Raw genomic sequence first — 18,604 nt, forward strand, 5'->3', positions numbered from 1 at the left:
CCCGGCGTCGATCCGCCCGGACCCGAGGAGAGAACGCATGAAAGACACGATCCATGGCTTCCCTGCCCGGCCGCTGCGGCTGAGCGAGGCCGACTGCAGCGTCGACGAGTTCGCGGACGTCCTGGCCAGCACGACCGACCTTGCCGACTACCCGCATGCGGAGGGGGTCGAGCAAGGCGTCCTCGTGTTCGAGGCCGCAACGCTGCGGGCCGCCGCCGCGACGCCTGACGGAGCGATCGAGGTCGAGGGCGAGCTCGCCCGGGCGCTGAGCGACGGGCCCGGCATCGTCGTGCTCAAGGGCGCCTTCACCGATCACGACGTCGTCGACCGCGTCACGGCCGTGTTCGACGCGATCATCGAGGACGAGCGCCGCGCCGGCACCACGCCCGGCGACCACTTCGCGAAGCCCGGCGCCAACAGTCGTGTGTGGAATGCGCTCGAGAAGCTCGCGCTGCGCGACCCTGCCGCGTTCGCCGACTACTACGGCAACGACGTGATCGCGATGATCTCGCGCGCCTGGCTCGGGCCCGGCTACCAGGTGACGTCACAGGTCAACGTGGTCAGGCCCGGCGGGGTCGCCCAGGACCCGCACCGCGACTACCACCTCGGCTTCCTCGCGAACGACGTCGTCGAGCAGTACCCCGCGCACGTACACCTGCTGTCGCCCGTCCTGACGCTCCAGGGGGCCGTCGCGCACTCCGACATGCCGGTCGAGAGCGGCCCCACGATGTACCTGCCGCACTCGCACAAGTACGTCCCGGGCTACCTCGCCTGGCGCCTGCCGGAGTTCCGCGAGCACTTCGCCGAGCACCACGTACAGCTGCCCTTGGCCAAGGGCGATGCCGCGTTCTTCAACCCCGCCCTGTTCCACGGCGCCGGCAACAACGTGTCGTCCGACATCCAGCGCATGGCGAACCTCCTGCAGGTCTCGTCCGGCTTCGGCCGGGCCATGGAGGCGGTCGACCGTGGCCGGATGTCCAAGGCCGTCTACCCCGTCCTGGTCGCCCGCAAGGAGTCCGGAGTGGATGCCGCGACGCTCGGGCACGCCATCGCCGCCACCGCGGAGGGCTACCCGTTCCCCACCAACCTCGACCGTGACCAGCCCATCGGCGGTCTGACCCCGCTGTCGCAGGCCGATGTGCTGCACGAGGCGCTGGCCGGCGGGTGGACGTCCGAACGTCTCGACGCCGCGATCGACGCGTACACGGAGCGGCGCCGGACCGATGGCTGAGCCGCTCCTGGCCGACAAGGTCATCCTGGTCAGCGGAGGCACCCAGGGCGTCGGCGGCGGCATCGCCCGCGCGGCTGTCGCCGAGGGGGCGTCCGTCGTCGTCTCGGGCCGCCGCCGCGGCGTCGGCGAGGCTTTCGCCGACAGCCTCGGCGGCGATGCGATGTTCGTGGCGTGCGATGTCGCCGACGTCGAGCAGGCCCGTGCCGCCGTCGCCGCGACGATCCAGCGGCACGGACGCATCGACGGTCTGGTCAACGCCGCCGGGCTCACGAGCCGCGGATCCCTCCTGGACACGACGCCCGAGCTGTTCGACGCCCACGTCGCGGTCAACCTGCGCGGACCGTTCTTCCTGATGCAGGCCGCGGTCGCCGACATGGTGCGGCGGGGTGCGCCGGGCACCGTCGTCAACGTCATCACGATGTCGGCGCACGGCGGGCAGCCCCCCCTGGCGCCGTACTCCGCGACGAAGGCCGGGCTCGCGGGGCTGACCCGCAACGCCGCGCACGCCCACCGCTGGGACCGGGTGCGGATCAACGGCATCAACATCGGCTGGACCCAGACCGAGGGGGAGGACGCCGTGCAGCGCGAGTTCCACGACGCCGACGACTCGTGGCTCGAGCGGGCGAATGCGTCCCAGCCGATGGGCCGGCTCGGCCAGGTCGACGACATGGCAGCGTTGGCCGTCCTGCTGCTGTCCGACCGCAGCGGTGTCGTGACGGGCTCGATCATCGACTGGGACCAGAACGTCGTCGGAGCCTCCGACTGAGCCCGGGCGGGCATCGACGGCCGGACCGTCACGCTGTCAGCGAACAGCCGTGTCTTCGCGTGTGTTCGTCGGGCCCGCCGTCTAGGTTGGGGACGTGAACACATCTGACAGCTCCAGCCCACTGTCGCCGAGGATGGCCGGCGAGGCCGGCCCCTCGGATCTCGACGGACACATCTACCAGCGCCTGCTCAAGGAGCGCATCGTGTTCCTCGGCTCCGAGGTGCGCGACTCCAACTCCAATGCGATCTGCGCCCAGATGCTCCTGCTCAACGCAGAGGATCCGCAGGCCGACATCTACCTGTACATCAACTCGCCGGGTGGCTCGGTCGACTCCGGCATGGCCATCTACGACACGATGCAGTTCATCTCCAACGACGTCGCGACGTTCGGCATGGGCCTGGCCGCGTCGATGGGCCAGTTCCTGCTGGCAGCCGGCACCGCGGGCAAGCGGTACGCCCTGCCCCACGCGCGCATCATGATGCACCAGCCCTCCGGCGGCATCGGCGGCTCCGCCTCGGACATCAAGATCCAGGCCGAGCAGAGCGTGCTGCTCAAGAAGCAGCTCAACCAGCTGCAGTCGCTGCACAGCGGCCAGTCCATCGAGCAGATCGAGCTCGACTCCGACCGTGACCGCTGGTTCACGCCGGAGCAGGCCAAGGAGTACGGCCTGATCGACCACGTCGTCGCGAGCGCAGGAGACATCTCATGAGCTACTACATCCCGCAGTGGGAAGAGCGCACGTCGTACGGCTTCCGTCGCATCGACCCGTACACGAAGCTGTTCGAGGACCGCATCATCATGCTGGGCACCCCGATCAGCGACGATGTCGCCAACGCGGTCATGGCCCAGCTCATGTCGCTGCAGGCGATGGACCCCGACCGGGACATCAGCATCTACATCAACAGCCCCGGTGGCTCGTTCACCGCGCTGACGGCGATCTACGACACGATCCGCTATATCAAGCCCGATGTGCAGACGCTGTGCCTGGGCCAGGCGGCCTCGGCCGCCGCGATCCTGCTGGCCGCCGGCACCCCGGGCAAGCGCCTGGCGCTGCCCAACAGCCGCATCCTGATCCACCAGCCGTACACCGAGGGCACCGGCGGCCAGATCTCCGACCTGGAGATCCAGGCCAACGAGATCTTCCGCATGCGTGAGCTGATGGAGAAGATGCTCTCCGATGCGACCGGCAAGCCGATCGAGGAGATCAGCAAGGACGTCGACCGCGACAAGATCCTGACGGCGCAGCAGGCTGTCGAGTACGGCCTGGTCGACGAGGTCCTGGACACCTTGAAGGTCCCCGCGGTCTGACCTCCGGGTCGCGCAACTCGCACGATGACATCCGGTGCGTGACCGAGACGATGAAGGCTTTCGCCGCTACGGTGGGAACTACGTCTTCTCGGTCACGCTCCGGGCCCCTTGCACGACACCCGGTAGGAAAGGGAATCCCCCATGGCACGCATTGGTGAAACCGCCGATCTGCTCAAGTGCTCGTTCTGCGGAAAGAGCCAGAAGCAGGTCAAGAAGCTCATCGCGGGCCCGGGTGTGTACATCTGCGACGAGTGCATCGACCTGTGCAACGAGATCATCGAGGAAGAGCTCGCCGAGGGTGCTGAGCTGAGCCTGGGCGAGCTGCCCAAGCCGCAGGAGATCTACGACTTCCTCAACGGCTACGTGATCGGCCAGGACGGCGCGAAGAAGTCGCTGGCCGTCGCGGTCTACAACCACTACAAGCGGGTCCAGGCGCAGGCGGCGTCCGGGCGCGGCAAGGACGACCAGGTCGAGCTGGCCAAGTCCAACATCCTCATGGTCGGCCCCACCGGCTGCGGCAAGACCTACCTGGCGCAGACCCTGGCCCGCATGCTCAACGTCCCGTTCGCCATCGCCGATGCGACGGCGCTGACCGAGGCCGGTTATGTCGGCGAGGACGTCGAGAACATCCTGCTCAAGCTCATCCAGGCCGCCGACTACGACGTCAAGAAGGCCGAGACGGGCATCATCTACATCGACGAGGTCGACAAGATCTCGCGCAAGAGCGAGAACCCCTCCATCACCCGTGACGTCTCCGGCGAGGGCGTGCAGCAGGCGCTGCTGAAGATCCTCGAGGGCACGACGGCCTCGGTTCCTCCGCAGGGCGGGCGCAAGCACCCGCACCAGGAGTTCATCCAGATCGACACCACGAACGTGCTGTTCATCGTCGGTGGCGCGTTCGCGGGCCTCGACCAGATCATCGAGCAGCGCAGCGGCAAGATGGCACTGGGCTTCAGCGCCGCGCAGCAGGACATCGGCAAGACCGCCGAGCCGCACAAGCTGTACTCCAAGGTGCTGCCCGAGGACCTGCTCAAGTTCGGCCTGATCCCCGAGTTCATCGGCCGTCTGCCGGTCATCGCGGCGGTCGACAACCTCGACAAGGATGCCCTCGTGGCGATCCTGACCGAGCCGCGCAACGCCCTGACCAAGCAGTACGTCCGGCTGTTCGAGATCGACGGCGTCGAGCTGGAGTTCAGCCAGGACGCGAGCGAGGCGATGGCCGATCTCGCCCTGGCGCGGGGCACCGGCGCACGTGGTCTGCGCTCGATCATCGAGGCCGTCCTCGAGCCGGTGATGTACGAGATCCCCAGCCGCGACGACGTCGCCAAGGTCATCGTCAACGCCGCGACGGTGGCCGGCCACGAGGGCCCGCAGATCCTCACCCACGACGAGGCGGCCAAGAAGGCCTCCTGACCATCGGAGCCGGTCTTCTGGGGTCGCGCGAGGGCCACCGGCCGATAGGTTGGGGGCCATGGCTTCCGTCGACATCGCCCTGCTCGGTGCCACCGGTTTCACCGGTGCCCTGACCGCCGACTACCTCTCCACACACCTGCCGGACGGCGCGACATGGGCCGTCGCCGGGCGGAACCAGGCCAAGCTCGAGGCGGTCGCCGATCACGTCGAGGCCCAGGGTGGAGTCCGACCCGAGATCATCTCGGCCGACACCGGCAATGCCGACTCGATGGCAGCGCTGGCCCGCAGCACGCGGGTCCTGGTCACCACGGTCGGCCCGTACGTCCAGCTCGGTGAACCGGCCGTCAAGGCCGCCGCCGAGGCCGGCATCGCCTACGTCGACCTGACCGGAGAGCCGGAGTTCGTCGACCAGATGTGGCTGAAGTACCACGCCGTCGCCGAGCAGACCGGGGCCAAGCTCGTGCACGCCTGCGGCTTCGACTCCATCCCGTACGACCTGGGGGTGCTGTTCACGGTCGAGCAGATGCCCGAGGACGTGCCGATCGACGTCAAGGGCTACATCCGGGCCGGGGGCACCGCGTCCGGCGGGACCTTCCACTCGGCCGTCGGAGCCTTCTCCCGCCTGCGTGAGGCCCGCAAGGCCGCTGCCGAGCGCAAGCGGCTCGAGCCGCGCCCCGAGGGCCGCAGGATCCGCGGTGGCGGCTCCCTGGGCCGCGGCGCGGCGGGGAAGGGCTGGGCGATGCCGCTGCCGACGATCGACCCGCAGGTCGTCCTGCGATCGGCCCGCTCGCTGGACCGCTACGGGCCGGAGTTCACCTACTCGCACTTCGCCCAGTTCAAGAAGCTCCCGATGATGGCGGCCACCCTCGCCGGTGGCGCCGTCGTGCTGGCCGCCGCCCAGCTGGGGCCCACGCGCAGCGCGCTGTTGAAGCTCAAGGCGCAGGGCGATGGTCCGGACGAGGCCAAGCGGGCCTCGTCGTGGTTCAACCTGCGGCTCATCGCCCAGGGCGGCGGCCGCACCGTCACGACCGAGGTCAGCGGGGGAGACCCCGGGTACACCGAGACGGCCAAGATGCTCAGCGAGTCCGCGCTGTGCCTGGCCTTCGACGACGTCCCGAAGGTGTCTGGTCAGACGACGACCGCGGTCGCGATGGGGGACGCGCTGATCGAGCGCCTGCAGGCCGCCGGCATCACCTTCCGCACCCTCTAGCCCCCGCCCCTTGAGCTTGTCGAAAGGGAACGCCCCTTGAGCTTGTCGAAAGGGAACGCCCCTTGAGCTTGTCGAAACGCATCGCCCCTTGAGCCTGTCGAAAGGGCCTTTCGACAAGCTCAAGGGGCGGTGAGACGGTTAGGCCCCTTTCGACAGGCTCAAGGCTCAAGGGGCGGTTGCGCTCAAGGGGCGGTTGCGCTCAAGGGGCGGGGTTCACTCCGCCGGGGTGGGCACCGCTTCCACCGTGAAGCCGGTCGCGGCGTCGTCGGCGGTGAACGTCGGCTCGGCGGTGACCCGGCCGGCGGCGCGCACGTCGTCGAAGGCCGCTGCCAGCAGCTCCAGGTCGGCAGCAGTCGCGCTGACCGTCAGGGTGCCGATCTCGGTCTTCTGGCTGACCTTCGCGACCGACTTGGCACCGCGGATGTCTGCCAGCACGGTGGCTGCGACGGTGAGCACCGCCGGATCCTGCTCCGCCGTCACGAGGTCGACCGAGCTGTCGGGCCACTGGGCGCGGTGGATGGAGCCTTCCTGCCACCACGACCAGACCTCTTCGGTGACGTACGGCAGGAAGGGAGCCAGCAGGCGCAGCTGGACCGACAGGGCCAGCACGAAGGCGCTCTTGGCCGACGCCCCACCGGCGTCATCGCGGCGCGCCCGCTCCTTGACCAGCTCGAGGTAGTCGTCGCAGAAGTCCCAGAAGAACTTCTCGGTGACCTCCAGGGCGCTGGCGTAGTCGTACGCCTCGAACGCCGTGGTTGCCTCCGCGACGACGCCGCGCAGACGGGTCAGCATGGCCAGATCGATCGGTTCGACGACCTTCGACGGGTCGAGGTAGGACGCGTCCGCGCCCAGGCCGTACTGCTCCTCGGGGGCGAGCACGAACTTGCTGGCGTTGAGCACCTTCATCGCCAGGCGGCGCCCGACCTTCATCTGGGCCTCGTCGAACGGCGAGTCGGCGCCCGGCCTGGCCCCCGCGGCCCGCCAGCGCACGGCGTCGGCGCCGTACTTGTTCAAGATCTCGTCGGGCACGACGACATTGCCCTTGGACTTGCTCATCTTCTTGCGGTCCGGGTCGACCACGAAGCCCGAGAGGGCCGCGTGGGTCCACGGCACGCAGCCGTGCTCGAGGTGGGAGCGGACGACCGTGGAGAACAGCCACGTGCGGATGATGTCGTGCCCCTGCGGACGGAGGTCCATGGGGAACGTCTTGGCGAACAGCTCGGGATCGCGCTCCCAGCCGCACACGATCTGCGGTGTCAGGGAGGAGGTGGCCCAGGTGTCCAGGACGTCGGGATCGGCCATGAAGCCGCCCGGCTCGCCGCGCTGGGAGTTGTCGAAGCCCGGAGGAGCCTGCGATGCCGGATCGACCGGCAGGCTCGCCTCATCGGCCAGGATGGGGTCGTCGTAGACCGGCTCGCCGGCGTCGTCGAGGCGGTACCAGACGGGGAAGGGGATGCCGAAGAAGCGCTGGCGCGAGACCAGCCAGTCGCCGTTGAGCCCGTCGATCCAGTTCGTCAGGCGCGACTGCATGTACTCGGGAACCCAGTCGATCTCGTCGCCGCGGGCGATCAGGGCCTTGCGCAGGTCGGCGGAGCGGCCGCCGTTGGCGATGTACCACTGCCGCGTCGACACGATCTCGAGCGGCTTGTCGCCGCGCTCGTAGAAGTTGGCCATGCGCTGGGTGGCCTTGGGCTCGCCGTCCAGGTCGCCGGACTCCTTCAACGCCGCGACGGTCAGCTCGCGTGCGGTGAACGTCGTCTTGCCCGCCAGGCTCGCGTACAGCTCGAGCCCGGACGGATCGCTGATCCACGCCGGGGCGTCGGGCAGGATGCGTCCGTCGCGGCCGATGATCGTCCGGTTCGGCAGCTGGAGCTCACGCCACCAGATGACATCGGTCAGGTCACCGAACGTGCAGCACATGACGATGCCCGAGCCCTTGTCGGGCTCGGCGGCGCCGTGGGCCAGGACGGGGATGTCGACGCCGAACAGCGGCGAGCGCACCGTGGTGCCGAACAGGTGCTGATAGCGCTCGTCGTCGGGGTGCGCGATCAGCGCGACGCAGGCGCCGATCAGCTCGGGCCGGGTCGTCTCGATGTGGACGGGACCGTCGGCGCCGTGGAACGCGACCCGGTGGTACGCGCCGGGGTACTCCCGCGCCTCGAGCTCGGCCTGGGCGACGGCGGTCTGGTAGGTCACGTCCCACAGCGTGGGGGCGTCCTGCTGGTACGCCTCGCCACGCGCGAGGTTGCGCAGGAACGCGCGCTGCGACACGGTCTGCGACTCATCGCCGATCGTCGTGTACTTCTGCGACCAGTCGACGCTCAGGCCGAGCGTCCGCCACAGCGACTCGAAGACCTTCTCGTCCTCCTCGACCAGCTGGTTGCACAGCTCGACGAAGTTGCGGCGGCTGATCGGGATCTGGCGCTTGGGGTCGGGCTTCTCGGGGGGAGTGAACGACTCGTCATACGGCAGCGTGGGATCGCACCGGACGCCGTAGTAGTTCTGCACCCGACGCTCGGTCGGCAGGCCGTTGTCGTCCCAGCCCATCGGGTAGAAGACTTCCTTGCCGCGCATGCGCTGGTAGCGCGCGATGAGGTCTGTGTGCGTGTAGGAGAACACGTGACCGACGTGCAGGGAGCCCGAGACCGTGGGTGGGGGCGTGTCGATCGAGAAGATCTGCTCCCGGGACTTGGTGCGGTCGAAGGCGTACGTGCCCTGGTCGGCCCACCGTGCCGACCACGTCGCCTCGAGTCCCTCGAGGACGGGCTTCTCCGGGACGCCGGTCGCAGGGGCAGATGTGCCGAGTTCGCTAGTCACAACAGACAAGTCTAGGTGCGAGCAGCTTCACGCGGCGTGCTGGTCCTGTCCACCTCCTCGTGGACTTGGCCGTCGGTGCGGCCCAGAGCGCTCGGCCACCAGATGTTGCGCCCGAAGTCGAGGTTGAGCGCGGTGACCAGCACCGACCGGACGATGATGGTGTCGAGCAGCACCCCGACCGCGACCGCGAAGCCGAGCTCGGCCAGGAACACGACCGGCAGGGTGGCCAGGGCGGTGAAGGTGCCGGCCAGGACGAAGCCTGCCGAGGTGATCACCCCACCGGTCGCCGCGAGCCCGATGAGGGCCCCCTTGCGGGTGCCGTGCTTGAGGGACTCCTCCCGCACCCGGGTCATCAAGAAGATGTTGTAGTCGATGCCGAGCGCCACGAGGAACACGAAGGCGAACAACGGGAAGGACGAGTCGGTCCCCTCGAACCCGAACACGTGCCGGAACGTCAGTGCGCTGATGCCCATCGCAGCCGCGAAGGACACCACGACCGTCACGAGCAGCATCAGCGGCGCCGCGATCGAGCGCAGCAGCACGGCCAGGATCAGCAGGACCACGCCCAGGATGATGGGAATGATCAGCCGGTTGTCGGCGCCGGAGGCGGCTTGGACGTCCTTGTTGACCGCGGTGTTGCCTCCCACCAGTGCATCGGCGCCCGCGACGTCGTGCACCGCATCTCGCGCCCGGTCGATCGTGGCGAAGGCGTCGGCCGAGTCGGGGGCCGAGGTCAGCGTGCCCTCGAGATAGGCGACGGGGCTGCCGGCCGGGCTCAAGACCTGGACCGAGCTCGCGTCGATGCCCTCGACCCCGGAGAGCGCGTCCTTGACCGCGTCGGCGCGCGAGCCCTCGGCGATGACGGCGACGGGGGAGCCGGCGCCGCCCGGGAAGTGCTTCGCGAGCTCACGCTCCGCCAGCACCGACGGCTGCTCCTTGGTGAAGCTCTGCGCGTTGGTGAGCCCGTTGGCGTCGAGCTGGACGACGCCGAACGACAGGGCGACCAGGACCAGGGTCGTCGTGACCCAGACGGCGCGGGGGGCCTTGGCGATCCGTCGGCCGACCCGCGCCCAGATGCCGTTCTCGCTCTTGATCGGGTCGCCGAAGCGGGGCACGAACGGCCAGAAGATCCACCGTCCGAGGATGAGCAGCAGCGCCGGCAGCAGGAGCATCATGACCAGCAGGGCGCAGGCGATGCCGACGGCGCCGACCGGGCCGAGGCTGCTGGTCGAGTTCATCTCCGCGAACAGCAGGCACAGCAGGCCGATGATGACCGTGGCGCCGCTGGCCAGGATCGCCGGGGCCGCGCGGTGCAGGGCGTGGGCCATCGCCTCGTGCCGGTCCTCGTAGCGGTGCAGCTCCTCGCGGTACCGGGCCACGAGCAGCAATGCGTAGTCGACTCCCGCGCCGAGCACCAGCACGCTGAGGATGCCCGCACTCTGCGCGTTGACCGTCAGGTCGGCGTGCTTGGCCAGCAGGTAGACCAGGCCCTGCGCGCTGAAGACCGCGCCCACGCCACACAGCAGGAAGAGGATCGCCAGCTGCAGGCTGCGATAGGTGACGAGCAAGATGATGAACACGATCGCGACGGCCGCGAGCAGCAGGATGCCGTCGATGCCGGCGAAGGCCTCGGCCTGGTCTGCGCCGAGTGCCGCGGGACCGGCGATGCGCACGTCGAGGCCGCCGGCGTCCCGGTCGGCGATCGATCTGATGTCGTCGACCCGGTCGGGCAGGTCCTCCCACCCGTCGCTGCTCATACGGATCGTCACGAGGACCTGCAGGGCCTTGCCGTCGTCGGCCGGGATCGGTCCCGTCACCTCGGTGACCGAGTCGACCCCCTTGATCCGGGCTGCGTCGGCCGTCGCCTTGGCGACGTCGGCAGGGGTGATGCCCGCGTCACGCACGTAGAGCACGACCCCCGGGATGTCGTTGGGGTCGGAGAAGGCCTTCGATCTCTCGATCACCTTGGTGGACTCGGCGTCGCCGGGCAGCCAGGATGCGGCGTCGTTGTCCTGGACGCTCGTGAGCTTGGCGCCGAGGGAGGCCAGCGCGAAGATCATCACCAGGCCGAGGGCCGTCACCACCCACTTCGCCCAGCGGTGCGTGGCCCATCCCGCGATGCTTCGGTTCATGTGCCCTCCTAGGGACAGCCCCGAATGATGGTCATTTGTGATCTTCACCACTATGCCGCGCGGCGCCGACATTTTGAACATCGGTGGTGACCCTGAGCCGTCCCTGAGGTGCTGCGATACTGGGCGGGATGACACCTACGTACGCGGAGGTCGAGCGCGCGCTCCTCGGCCGGTGGCCCGAGACCCGTCTCGAGCCCTCACTGGACAGAATCACGGCGCTGTGCCGTCTGCTGGGTGACCCCCAGGACGCCAGCCCGGTCATCCACCTGACCGGTACCAACGGCAAGACATCGACGAGCCGGATGATCGACACCCTGCTGCGCGCCCTCGACCTGAGGACGGGGCGCTTCACCAGCCCGCACCTCCAGTCGATGACCGAGCGCATCTCGCTGGACGGCGTGCCGCTGACGCAGGAGCAGTTCGTCGATGCGTTCGCCGATGTCGCCGCCTACGCGCAGATCGTGGACGACTCCTCGGATCATCCGCTGTCGTTCTTCGAGATGACCGTGGCGATGGCCTATGCCGCGTTCGCGGACGCCCCCGTCGACGTCGCCGTCGTCGAGGTCGGCATGGGCGGCTCGTGGGACGCCACGAACGTCGCGACCGGCCAGGTCGCCGTCGTGACGCCGATCGGCGTCGACCACGCCGCCTACCTGGGGGATCGTCCCGAGATCATCGCGGTGGAGAAGGCCGGGATCATCAAGCCCGGCTCGCACGCGGTGATCGCCGAGCAGACGCCGGAGGTCATGGACGTCCTCATGCGCCGCGTGCTGGACGTCGGTGCGATCGCGCTGCGCGAAGGTGTCGACTTCGGGGTCAACGACCGGGTCACCGCGATCGGCGGCCAGCAGATCAGCCTGCAGGGCCTCTCCGGTGGCTACGACAACATCTTCCTGCCGCTGCACGGGGCGCACCAGGCCCACAACGCGGCCTACGCGCTGGCCGCGGTCGAGGCGTTCACCGGCAGCAAGCAGCTCGACGGCGACCTGGTGCGCGCGGCCTTCGCCGCGGTGAGCTCACCCGGGCGCCTGGAGGTCGTGCGCCGCAGCCCCACGGTGCTGCTGGACGCGGCCCACAACCCGCACGGCGCGACCGCGGCGATCGAGGCGATCCAGGACGCGTTCTCGTTCAGCCCGCTGATCGGTGTGGTGGGGGTCATGGGCGACAAGGACGTCGAGGAGATGCTGCGCATCTTCGAGCCGGTCATGGCCGAGATCGTGGTGACGCAGAACAGCACCGCCCGGGCCATGCCGGTCGAGGAGCTGGCCGAGATCGCCGGCGACATCTTCGGTGAGGAGCGGGTCGTGGTGGCCAAGCAGCTGCCCGATGCGCTCGAGCGGGCCGTCTCGATGGCCGACGGCGGCGAGGGCGGTGACGACTCCATCGGCAGCGGGGGAGTCCTGGTGACCGGATCGGTCGTCACGGTGGGCGAGGCCCGCGTCCTGCTGGGCGGTCAGGTCTCATGAGGGGCATGTGCGCGGCGATGCTGTCGCTGGAGGCGATCATCCTCGGCCTGAGCGTGCCGGTCATGATCTCGGTCGAGGACGTCCACAAGACCGCCGCTCTGGTGCTGGGGCTGGGACTGGCACTGCTGTGCATCCTGGTCGCCGGCTCCCTGCGGCGTCCCCAGGCCTATCTGGTCGGGCACGCGATCCAGGTCGCGGCGATCGCCATGGGCTTCCTGGTGCCGATCATGTTCTTCGTCGGACTCATGTTCGCCGCGCTGTGGTTCGGCGCGTTCTTCCTGGGGCGCAAGATCGAGGACGACAAGGCGCGCTGGGCCCGCGAGGCCGCCGAGGCGGACGACGAACCACGGTGACCGGCGTCTCCCGGGAGTAGGCTCAGCAGATGGTCCGGGTCCTGGCAGTCTCCGACGAGGAGGTCCCCGCGATGCGGTCGCGGGTGCGCGACCTGCAGGTCGACCTGGTCCTGGGGGCGGGTGACCTGCCGTGGGACTACCTGGAGACGCTGGTGGAGCTCGTCGGGGCACCGGCTCTGTTCGTGCCCGGCAACCACGAGCCCCACATCGGCCGCGGGACGCCCACCGCGCCCCGCGGGATGGTCAGCGTCGACGGCTCGGTCCAGACGGTCGCCGGGCTGCGCATCGCCGGTCTCGGCGGGTGCGTGCGCTACAACGACGGCGAGCACCAGTACACGCAGCGCGAGTACCACCAGCGCGCCCGCCGGCTGCTGGCGCTCGCCGGCGGCACCGCGCCGGTCGACGTCCTGCTGACCCACGCCCCGCCCCTCGGCCTGGGCGACGAGGACGACCCCAGCCACGTGGGCATCGAGGCACTGCACGAGGTGCTGGAGGTGCTGCGACCGACGTGGCACCTGCACGGGCACATCCACCCGTTCGGGATGCTCAAGGCCGACCGGCAGGTGGGGCCGACGACGATCCGCAACGTCATCCCGTGGCGGGTCATCGACATCGAGCCCCAGGCGGTGGTGAGCTCGTCCTCGTCGGTCGGACGATCGGGTCAGGAGGACTGAGATGGTCAGCAGCTCCGGTTCACCGCGTGTCGACGCCGAGAGCGACTACATGCGGGCCAGGCGCCACCAGGTGCTGTCCGCGCTCGCAGCGCGGCTGCGCAACGACACCGAGGACGTCCAGGCGATGTCGTTCGACGAGGTCGTTGCGGCGCTCGGGCGGCGCGGTGAGCACTACGTGGGCACGAAGGTCATCCCGCTGGACGCGATCGTCGGCTCGGTCGACAAGGCCCGCGACTTCGATCGCCGGTTCCGGCCGACCTCGCGGACGAGCCGGGAACGGTGGGAGCGGCTGGCCCGGGCCAGCCGCACCGGCGAGGTCATCCCGCCGATCGACGTCTACCAGATCGGTGACTACTACTTCGTCCGCGACGGCCACCACCGTGTCTCGGTCGCCCGCAGCCTCGGGGTGGACCTCATCGAGGCGCGGGTGACGGCGATCGAGACCTTCCTCGCGCCGGTCGGGATCGACGACCGGGCAGACCTGGAGCTGAAGTACTGGCGACGCATCATGCTGCAACGGGTGCCGTTCACCGGCGAGGCCCGCGCCGCGGTCGCCGTCGACGAGCCGACCGACTACGGCGTCATCGCCGAGACGGTCGAGGCCTGGGCCACCCGCACCATGCACGCCGAAGGCGCGTACATGGACAAGCAGACGATGGCCAAGCGGTGGTACGCCGAGGAGTTCAAGCCCGTGGTGAAGATGATCGAGGAGGCCGGAGTCCGCGGGGACGACGAACGGCCTGCCGCGGCGTACCTGCGGATCGCGGGGGAGCGCTACCGCCTCATCCGCGAGCACGAGTGGAACGCCGAGGTCATGGCGGCCGTCAGCAAGGGCCGCCGCAAGCGTCGCCGCCCCGACACCACCCGCTGAGCTCCCCTCCGGTCTGGCCGGCGGTCAGAGGCCCACTGTCAGGTTCTCGCCGCTGGACGGGTCGAACAGGTGCATCTTGTCGGTGTCGATGAACAGCGTGGCGTCGTCGTCCTCCTTGACCGTGCTCGACGCGTCGAGCGAGACCACCAGCTGGGTGCGCAGGGAGTCGCTGTCGGACTCGCGGGCCAGCTCCCTGAGCTGGTCCTGCACCTTCGCCTCGGCCTCGAACGGGACGTAGGCGTACTGCTGGTCGCCGAGCCACTCGCGGACGTCGATGTGGGCCTTGAAGGTTCGGGAGGTGTCGACCTCGTCATGGTGCAGGACCGAGACGTCCTCGAAGTGCTCGGGACGGATACCGGCCATCAGCAGGCCCTTGCCGGCCGTGCGCTCGGCCTTGGCGGCCGGCAGCGGGAACGTGCCGAAGGGCAACTGGATCTCGCTGCCCTCGACCGTCGCCGGCAGGAAGTTCATCGGCGGGGAGCCGATGAATCCGGCGACGAACAGGTTGACCGGCTGCTCGTACAGCTCGCGGGGCGTGGCGAGCTGTTGCAGGATGCCACGCTTCATGACCGCCACCCGGTCGCCGAGCGTCATGGCCTCGGTCTGGTCGTGGGTCACGTAGACCGTGGTGATGCCGAGCTGCTTCTGCAGCCGCGCGATCTCGGTGCGCATCTGGCCGCGCAGCTTGGCATCGAGGTTGGACAGCGGCTCGTCGAACAAGAACGCCTGGGCGTCGCGCACGATCGCGCGTCCCATCGCGACCCGCTGGCGCTGGCCGCCGGACAGGTTGGCGGGCTTGCGCTGCAGGTGCTCGTCGAGGTCGAGGGTCTTGCTGGCCGCGCGGACCTTCTCGTCGACCTCCTTGTCCGGCATCTTGGCCAGGCGGAGCGGGAACGCGATGTTCTCGTAGACGGTCAGGTGCGGGTACAGCGCGTAGTTCTGGAAGACCATCGACAGGTTGCGGTCGCGCGGGGCCAGGTCGTTGACCCGTTTGCCGCCGATGATCATGTCGCCGGAGGTGATGTCCTCCAGGCCCACGATCATCCGCAGCAGCGTGGACTTTCCGCAGCCGGACGGGCCGACCAGGATCATGAACTCGCCGTCGGCGACGTCGATGCTGACGTCGTTGACCGCCGGGAACCCGTCTCCGTACTTCTTGACGATGTGCTTCATCTCGATGGCTGCCATGAGATCAACCCTTCACTGCGCCGGCGGTCAGGCCGGCGACGATCTTGCGCTGGAAGAACAGGACGAGGATGACGATGGGAACCGTGGCGACCACGGCACCCGCGGCCAGCAGTGACGCCGGCCGGTTGAACGGATCGGCCCCGACGAAGAACGACAGGGCGGCGGGGATGGGACGGGCGCGTTCGGTCGACGTCAACGAGATGCCGAACACGAAGTCGTTCCAGGCGAAGAAGAACGTCAAGATGGCCGCGGTGAACACACCGGGTGCCGCCAGCGGGACGATGACCTTGCGGAACGCCTGCCACGCGGTGGCGCCGTCGACCTGGGCGGCCTGCTCCATCTCCCACGGGATCTCCCGGAAGAAGGCGGACAGCGTCCAGATCGCCAGCGGCAACGTGAAGGACATGTAGGGAATGATCAGGCCGAGCCAGGTGTCGTAGATGCCGAAGGTGCGCCACATGTCGAACAGCGGGCCGACCAGCGAGACCACCGGGAACATCGCGATGACCAGCGCGGTGGTCAGCACGAACTTCTTGCCCTTGAACTCCAGGCGTGCGATGGCGTACGCCGCGAGGGTCGCGATGATCACCGACAGGAGCGTCGCGATGAGCGAGATGCCCACCGAGTTGATGATCGCCCGGCGGAACTGCTCGTCCTGCAGGACGTCGGTGTAGTTCGACCAGCCGGCCCCTCCGCCCTTGGACGGGAAGAAACCAGGGCTGCCGTTGGTGACGGCCTGCTGGGACTTGAACGACAGCGAGATGATCCACGCCACGGGCAGCAGGCACCAGATGAGGATCAATGCGCAACCGACGATGGTGCCGATGTTGGCCTTGAGGCTCTTGCCCATGTCAGCTCTCCTGCCGTGCGTCGGCCAGATTGACCCGGAACAGCTTGACGATCACCGCGGCCACCACCAGCACCGACAAGAACAGGAGCACCGACAGCGCCGAGCCGATGCCGAGCTGGAACTGCTCGATGACCTGTCGGTAGGTCAGGAACGAGATCGACTCCGTGCCGTTGGCGCCGGCGGTCATCACGAAGATGTTGTCGAAGATGCGGTACGCGTCGAGGGCGCGGAACAGCACGGCGACCATGATCGCGGCCCGCATGTTGGGCAGGATCACCTTGTAGAGGCGCTGCCACCAGGTGGCGCCGTCGACCTTGGCCGCCTCCAGCATGTCGTTGGACACCTGGGCCAGACCGGCCAGCAGCAGCAAGGACATGAACGGCGTGGTCTTCCAGATCTCCGAGGCCATGATGGCCACCATCGAGCTCCAGTACTGGCCGAACCAGTTGAAGTCGTCACTGGTGAACGGCAGCCAGCTGTTGACGAAGCCATTGGTGTTGGAGAACGCGAACTGCCACGCGAAGCCCGAGACCACGGTGATGACGCCGTAGGGGATCAGGATCGAGGTGCGGATGACGCCCCGCGCGAAGATCACCTTGTGCATGACCATCGCGAAGGCGAAGCCGATGACCAGCTCGACGGCGACCGTGACGATCATGATCATCACGGTGTTGCCGGTGTCGCGCCAGAACAGCGGATCGCTCAGGGCGGTGGCGTAGTTGGCCAGCCCGACGAACTCGCGGGCGTCCGGGTCGGTCAGCGAGTAGTTGAACAGCGACAGGTAGAGCGCGCGCAGCATCGGGAACGCGGTCACCAGCAGCATCAGCACCAGCGCCGGCGCGACCAGCTTGCGTGCCAGTCTGTTCTCGGCCCGCGAGCGGTCCGAGTCCGGCGGGCGGGCGTCGTCGGCCGGGTCGACGGCCGTCTGTACGTAGGTCGTGGTCACAGCAAGGCCTTCCCCTTCAGAATCTGGTTGAGGAAGTCAGCAGACTTCTTGGGTGTGCCGGCGGTGACGGACGTCGGCGAGTGCCAGCGCGACTGCAGGGCGCTCGAGATCTGGCTGTAGAACGCGCTCTTGGGGCGCGGGCCGCCGGAGTCGACACTCTGGCTGAACAACGACAGCAGATCCGGGGGGTATGCCTCCTTCAGCTCGTCGGAGTCGTACACCGACTGCCGCGAGGGCATGAGGCCCTCGTTGATGGCGAGCTCGGACTGAGCCTTGGCGTCGGTCACGCAGACCGCCGCCCGCTGGGCGAACTCCGGGTGCTTGGAGTACGCACCGACGCCGATGTCGATGCCGCCGATGGGCGGCCGGGACTCCTGGCCCTCGACGGTCTCGGGATACTTCGCCCACCCCAGGTCCTCGAACTCGGCCTTGTCCTTGGGGCCGCCGGGCTTGCCGATCAGCCCTTCGTAGTTCTTGTAGACGAAGGTCCAGTTGGTCATGAACTCCCCGGCGCCCTGGGCCGGGAACATCGCACCGAGGCTCGTCCCCTCGTTGGACGTGGTGAAGTCGGGCTGCTTGGCGGTCGACTTGGCCAGCTTCTCGATCACGGCCGCGGCGTCCTTGCCGGCCTGCGAGTTGATCGTGACCTTGGCATCGCGCCCGGCCTCGACTGTCGAGGGATCCAGGATGTTGCCGCCGGCGCCCTGGATCAGCGAGTTGATCCACACGACGTACGCCTCGTACTTGTTGGCCTGCACGCCGATCGTGCCGTCGTGGTCGGCCGCGGCGTCGATGATCTGGTCCCAGGTCACCGGCTGGTTCATGTCGAGACCGGCGGCCTTGGCGAGGGACTTGCGGTACCAGAGCACCTGGGTGTTGGCCCACTGCGGCGCGGCGACGACCTCGTCGTCCCAGGTGGCCGTCTCCGCGGCACCCTTGAGGACATCGCTGTCCAGGACCTGGTCGGCCTGCTCGCCCTCGAACGGCAGGAGCCACTTGGCGTTGGCGAACTCCGCGACGAACACCGGGTCGAGGCTCATCAGGTCGGTCGAGCTGTCCTCGGCGGCCAGCCGGCGGGCCAGCTGCGTGCGCTGGTCGGTCGCGCTGGACGGCAGCAGCTGGACCTTGATCGTGTACTCGTTGGTGCTGCACCTCTTGGCCAGCGCGTTCAGCGTGTCCTGGCCGTCGGGGTTGACGTACCAGTTCAGCGACGGCTTGGCGCTGTCCCCGCCGCACGCGCTCAGCACGCTCATGCTCAGGGCCGCCAGGGCGATGCCTGTGGCAAGTCTGCGAATCGGTCGAACGGTCATGCTGCTCCCCTTCACGGCGAGCCCGGAACCACGACGTGACGCGGATCACAGGGCCGAGTCGAAGGTAAC

At 68.6% G+C, this 18,604-nt stretch carries 16 protein-coding genes; 10 read left to right on the plus strand and 6 right to left on the minus strand.

The features are described from left to right. The first annotated feature begins 37 nt into the window (after positions 1–37). The 6 genes from NQV15_RS05420 to NQV15_RS05445 all read left to right on the plus strand — a co-directional run bounded on the left by NQV15_RS05420 (position 38) and on the right by NQV15_RS05445 (position 5,928). Positions 38–1,231: a phytanoyl-CoA dioxygenase family protein gene (locus tag NQV15_RS05420; RefSeq protein WP_232398592.1), complete on the plus strand. Its 1,194-nt coding sequence runs from the start codon at positions 38–40 to the stop codon at positions 1,229–1,231. After that, complete coding sequence (locus tag NQV15_RS05425; RefSeq protein WP_232398593.1) at positions 1,224–1,997, plus strand: SDR family oxidoreductase; 774 nt, start codon at positions 1,224–1,226, stop codon at positions 1,995–1,997. The genes NQV15_RS05420 and NQV15_RS05425 overlap by 8 nt, the downstream gene beginning before the upstream one ends. 133 nt (positions 1,998–2,130) lie before the next feature. Then, positions 2,131–2,706, plus strand: a complete 576-nt coding sequence (locus NQV15_RS05430) for an ATP-dependent Clp protease proteolytic subunit (RefSeq protein ID WP_232399793.1) — start codon at positions 2,131–2,133, stop codon at positions 2,704–2,706. Further along, positions 2,703–3,305, plus strand: a complete 603-nt coding sequence (locus tag NQV15_RS05435) for an ATP-dependent Clp protease proteolytic subunit (protein WP_232398594.1) — start codon at positions 2,703–2,705, stop codon at positions 3,303–3,305. The genes NQV15_RS05430 and NQV15_RS05435 overlap by 4 nt, the downstream gene beginning before the upstream one ends. 141 nt (positions 3,306–3,446) lie before the next feature. Then, positions 3,447–4,718 carry an ATP-dependent Clp protease ATP-binding subunit ClpX gene (gene clpX / locus NQV15_RS05440; protein WP_232398595.1) on the plus strand — a complete coding sequence of 424 codons (1,272 nt, stop codon included), beginning with the start codon at positions 3,447–3,449 and terminating at the stop codon, positions 4,716–4,718. Positions 4,719–4,776: 58 nt separating this feature from the next. Beyond that, positions 4,777–5,928 (plus strand): saccharopine dehydrogenase family protein, encoded by a 1,152-nt coding sequence (locus NQV15_RS05445; protein WP_232398596.1) that lies wholly within the window; start codon positions 4,777–4,779, stop codon positions 5,926–5,928. A gap of 213 nt (positions 5,929–6,141) precedes the next feature. Here the strand turns inward: NQV15_RS05445 and valS are convergent, their stop codons facing one another. Both valS and NQV15_RS05455 read right to left on the minus strand, forming a co-directional pair. Next, positions 6,142–8,745 carry a valine--tRNA ligase gene (gene valS / locus NQV15_RS05450; protein ID WP_232398597.1) on the minus strand — a complete coding sequence of 868 codons (2,604 nt, stop codon included), beginning with the start codon at positions 8,743–8,745 and terminating at the stop codon, positions 6,142–6,144. 11 nt (positions 8,746–8,756) lie between these two features. Continuing rightward, positions 8,757–10,877, minus strand: coding sequence for an MMPL family transporter (locus NQV15_RS05455; protein ID WP_232398599.1), 2,121 nt, complete (start codon positions 10,875–10,877; stop codon positions 8,757–8,759). A 128-nt stretch (positions 10,878–11,005) separates the two neighbouring features. On the opposite strand from NQV15_RS05455, the gene NQV15_RS05460 reads away from it, so the two are divergent. Genes NQV15_RS05460 through NQV15_RS05475 form a run of 4 tightly spaced genes read left to right on the plus strand, consistent with a single transcriptional unit; the run spans position 11,006 to position 14,241 of the window. Next, on the plus strand, positions 11,006–12,343 hold the full coding sequence (locus NQV15_RS05460) for a bifunctional folylpolyglutamate synthase/dihydrofolate synthase (protein WP_232398601.1): 1,338 nt from the start codon (positions 11,006–11,008) through the stop codon (positions 12,341–12,343). Positions 12,344–12,348: 5 nt separating this feature from the next. Further along, positions 12,349–12,696, plus strand: a complete 348-nt coding sequence (locus NQV15_RS05465; protein WP_232398604.1) for a DUF4233 domain-containing protein — start codon at positions 12,349–12,351, stop codon at positions 12,694–12,696. A 29-nt stretch (positions 12,697–12,725) separates the two neighbouring features. Further along, on the plus strand, positions 12,726–13,370 hold the full coding sequence (locus NQV15_RS05470; protein ID WP_232398606.1) for a metallophosphoesterase family protein: 645 nt from the start codon (positions 12,726–12,728) through the stop codon (positions 13,368–13,370). A 1-nt stretch (position 13,371) separates the two neighbouring features. Next, complete coding sequence (locus NQV15_RS05475) at positions 13,372–14,241, plus strand: hypothetical protein (protein WP_232398608.1); 870 nt, start codon at positions 13,372–13,374, stop codon at positions 14,239–14,241. A 24-nt stretch (positions 14,242–14,265) separates the two neighbouring features. On the opposite strand, the gene NQV15_RS05480 is transcribed toward NQV15_RS05475, so the two are convergent. The 4 genes from NQV15_RS05480 to NQV15_RS05495 are packed head-to-tail and all read right to left on the minus strand — an operon-like array spanning position 14,266 to position 18,535. Then, positions 14,266–15,429: an ABC transporter ATP-binding protein gene (locus tag NQV15_RS05480; protein WP_232398609.1), complete on the minus strand. Its 1,164-nt coding sequence runs from the start codon at positions 15,427–15,429 to the stop codon at positions 14,266–14,268. A 4-nt stretch (positions 15,430–15,433) separates the two neighbouring features. After that, positions 15,434–16,279, minus strand: a complete 846-nt coding sequence (locus NQV15_RS05485; RefSeq protein ID WP_232398611.1) for a carbohydrate ABC transporter permease — start codon at positions 16,277–16,279, stop codon at positions 15,434–15,436. A gap of 1 nt (position 16,280) precedes the next feature. Then, positions 16,281–17,225 carry a carbohydrate ABC transporter permease gene (locus tag NQV15_RS05490; protein WP_232398613.1) on the minus strand — a complete coding sequence of 315 codons (945 nt, stop codon included), beginning with the start codon at positions 17,223–17,225 and terminating at the stop codon, positions 16,281–16,283. Beyond that, positions 17,222–18,535 (minus strand): extracellular solute-binding protein, encoded by a 1,314-nt coding sequence (locus NQV15_RS05495; RefSeq protein ID WP_232398615.1) that lies wholly within the window; start codon positions 18,533–18,535, stop codon positions 17,222–17,224. The genes NQV15_RS05490 and NQV15_RS05495 overlap by 4 nt, the downstream gene beginning before the upstream one ends. Positions 18,536–18,604: the final 69 nt, after the last annotated feature.

This window comes from Aeromicrobium wangtongii (assembly GCF_024584515.1).
Classification (GTDB): Bacteria; Actinomycetota; Actinomycetes; order Propionibacteriales; family Nocardioidaceae; genus Aeromicrobium; species Aeromicrobium wangtongii.